The sequence below is a fragment of the Oleiphilus sp. HI0061 genome, assembly GCF_001635675.1.
In genome coordinates this window covers 1-2,753 of the sequence record NZ_LWFE01001192.1, presented here as the reverse complement: position 1 = coordinate 2,753, position 2,753 = coordinate 1, and the positions used below count along the sequence as shown (strand labels likewise).

2 protein-coding genes are annotated in these 2,753 nt (G+C 44.1%); one reads left to right on the top strand and one right to left on the bottom strand.

Translation table 11 applies throughout. From position 1 onward, the window contains the following. On the bottom strand, positions 1 to 326 hold a 326-nt coding region (locus A3735_RS18435; protein WP_197485933.1), incomplete at its 3' end, for a glutamine synthetase beta-grasp domain-containing protein. A gap of 582 nt (positions 327 to 908) precedes the next feature. Here A3735_RS18435 and typA point away from each other — a divergent pair. Then, positions 909 to 2,717: a translational GTPase TypA gene (typA, locus tag A3735_RS18430; RefSeq protein WP_068510231.1), complete on the top strand. Its 1,809-nt coding sequence runs from the start codon at positions 909 to 911 to the stop codon at positions 2,715 to 2,717. The last annotated feature ends 36 nt before the right edge of the window (positions 2,718 to 2,753 follow it).

Sequence of the window (2,753 nt, the reverse complement as noted above, 5' to 3'; positions counted from 1 at the left end):
ATCGCAACAGAGCGTGGGTCGCGCTCGTAGCCTTGCATAGTTGAAGGCTCAACGATGTTACAACGAAGGATCAAAGTGCTTTCTTCTGTGAACGGGTCAAGTACTGCTGTAGCGTCTTCAGGCATAAGGATCATGTCTGATTCGTTGATGCCTTTCCAGCCAGCAATTGATGAACCGTCAAACATTTTGCCTTCTTCGAAGAAGTCTTCGTCAACTTCAGAAGATGGAATGCTTACGTGTTGTTCTTTACCGCGAGTATCTGTGAAGCGAAGGTCGACCCATGTGACTTCGTTTTCTTTGATTAGGCCGAGAGTTTTCTCTGACATTCTAATTTCTCCATTTTTGGACGTATTCGAAACAAAGGTTTGTTTCATGTTATTTCAAGTGCCGAGCACTGCACTAAATTGTCACACTCAAGTTGCGACATGCGCAGTGCCTAGCGATTTTCGCAGCAGGTGTCCGGCCTAACCAGTCTAAACAAACTTTTCAAATACTATTTATATTTCAAGTACCGTCCAAGTTGTCAGACGCCTTTGCTGGGCAGCCTGGAAGAGGAAAAAATGAAGGATAGCAGAACTATCTTCATTATTCCCCAATTATTTGTTGACATTAGTTTTTCTATGTCAGTGTGCAATATGTTTGCCAATTTTGATTATTTGTAAGTGCTTGAAAATAGGTGGCTGGAAGGGAGTATCAGTGGATTTTTACGATGTAATGCGCACCATAGCGGTGCTTCATGCTGTTTAGTGCAATAAAATGGTGCGACAGTAAAAAACTAAAATGTAAAATATTTGTTTACTGCATTTTAATATGACGTTCTTTCTGTATAATTCGCGTCCAATTTATATTCAGTTACTTTTAATTTAAGTCTTGGATTTAGTCTTTTCAGGATAACAGGTACCCGTATTGTGATAGAGAAATTAAGAAATATTGCCATCATTGCTCACGTTGATCATGGTAAAACGACGCTTGTAGATAAGTTGTTAAGCCAATCGGGTACACTCGAACGTCGGGACGAAGGTTCTGAGCGTATCATGGACTCCAATGACCAGGAAAAAGAGCGCGGTATTACCATTCTGGCAAAAAATACAGCCATTCAATGGAATGACTATCATATCAATATCGTTGACACACCTGGGCACGCTGACTTCGGTGGCGAAGTAGAGCGTGTATTATCGATGGTTGACTCGGTATTGCTGTTGGTTGATGCCGTTGATGGGCCGATGCCTCAAACTCGTTTTGTGACTTCAAAAGCGTTTGAGCAGGGTTTACGTCCTATTGTTGTAATCAATAAAATAGATCGCCCGGGTGCTCGTCCAGACTGGGTGATGGATCAGGTTTTCGATTTGTTTGATAGCTTGGGTGCGACGGATGAACAGTTAGACTTCCCTGTTATTTATGCGTCGGCGCTGAATGGTATTGCTGGTTCAGACCCTGAGGATATGGCTGACGATATGACGCCGCTGTATGAGATGATCACAGAACAAGTGCCAGCGCCTGATGTAGATCCTGAAGGAATGTTCCAGATGCAGGTGTCTGCATTGGCTTACGACAGCTACGTAGGTGTTATTGGTGTAGGTCGTATTACTCGCGGAACATTGAAGCCAAATCAGCAAGTAATTATTAAAGATGCCAAGGGTAATGAGCGTAAAGGCAAGGTGCTTAACGTCAAAACTCATATGGGGCTTGAGCAGGTTGAGACGCCACTGGCGAATGCTGGAGATATTGTTTGTATCAATGGTATTGATGGCTTAGGTATTTCAGATACTTTGTGTGACCCGGAGTGTGTAGAGGCTTTGCCAGCACTAAACGTAGATGAGCCAACCGTAAGTATGACCTTCGTGGTGAATGATTCTCCTTTTGCAGGCCTGGAAGGTAAGTTTGTTACGACGCGTAATATTAAGGACCGTCTTGATCAAGAGCTTATTCACAATGTGGCATTACGAGTGGCGCCAGGTGATACGCCGGACAAGTTTGTTGTCTCGGGTCGTGGTGAATTACACCTTTCTGTATTGATTGAAACAATGCGTCGTGAAGGTTTTGAGATGGCGGTATCGCGCCCTGAAGTTGTCCAGAAAGAAGTTGATGGCCAGATTCACGAGCCGTATGAGATGGTTGTAATTGATGTTGAAGAGCAGCATCAAGGGCCTGTGATGGAAGCAATGGGTTTGCGAAAGGCAGAATTAACCAATATGGAGTTGGATGGTAAAGGGCGTGTGCGTCTTGAGTTTGTTATCCCTTCTCGTGGTTTGATCGGTTTCCGTGGATTATTCCTGACGCTGACTTCTGGTTCAGGCATCATGACGAGTGTCTTTGATCACTATGGCGAAGTGAAGTCTGGTGGCTCTTTTGAGCGTCAGAACGGTGTGTTGGTGAGTATGGTCAAAGGTAAGACCACTGCTTATTCGTTGTTTACTGTTCAGCAGCGTGGCCGTTTATTCTTAGGCCCTGGTGTTGATATTTATGAAGGTCAGATTGTCGGCATTCACTCACGCTCTAATGACTTGGTTGTTAATACGGTCAAAGGTAAGCAGCTAACGAACGTTCGTGCATCGGGTACCGATGAGGCCTTGACCTTGGTTCCGCCGATTACGCATACGCTAGAGCAGGCGCTTGAGTTTATCGAAGATGATGAGTTGGTTGAAGTAACGCCAGAAAGCATTCGTATTCGTAAGAAGCTTCTTACCGAGACTGAGCGAAAGCGTAATAAGAAGTAAGCTTCTGTATAGTCTGTATAGAAAGTAGCTTAATAA